Source organism: Vibrio marinisediminis (assembly GCF_014050145.1).
Taxonomy (GTDB): domain Bacteria; phylum Pseudomonadota; class Gammaproteobacteria; order Enterobacterales; family Vibrionaceae; genus Vibrio; species Vibrio marinisediminis.
Map to the genome: position 1 here is coordinate 1 of NZ_JACFYF010000133.1, position 316 is coordinate 316.

1 protein-coding gene is annotated in these 316 nt (G+C 69.9%); it reads left to right on the forward strand.

Annotated elements, in window-relative coordinates; all coding sequences use genetic code 11:
* Positions 1–98: 98 nt before the first annotated feature.
* The gene (gene rpmH, locus H2O73_RS23680) at positions 99–233 is read left to right on the forward strand and encodes a 50S ribosomal protein L34 (RefSeq protein WP_012177012.1); all 135 of its coding nucleotides are present in this window, start codon (positions 99–101) and stop codon (positions 231–233) included.
* The last annotated feature ends 83 nt before the right edge of the window (positions 234–316 follow it).

A 316-nucleotide genomic window follows, 5' to 3' on the forward strand; every position in this document is an offset into this window, starting at 1 on the left:
CGCGTTGACATGAACGGCCCGCGCCTCGTATAGGCGGGTTCTGAAATTTTCGGGTCCAACCGCCGTCCGGGCGGCGGGCCAACCGAAGGAGAGACACGATGAAGCGTACGTTCCAGCCGTCGAACCTGGTTCGCAAGCGTCGCCACGGGTTCCGCGCGCGCATGGCCACCAAGGCCGGCCGCAAGATCCTGAACGCCCGCCGCGCCCGCGGTCGCAAGTCGCTGAGCGCCTGAGCTCTGCCGCTGGCCTTCGGGATATGACGACAGCGCCCGCACAAGCCGCGACCGGGGCCGAGATGGCCCCCTCCCCGCCGCCC

Excerpts from the sequence above, each read along its gene's own strand:
- rpmH (WP_012177012.1), top strand. The coding sequence starts at position 99 with ATGAAGCGTACGTTCCAGCCGTCGAACCTGGTTCGCAAGCGTCGCCAC.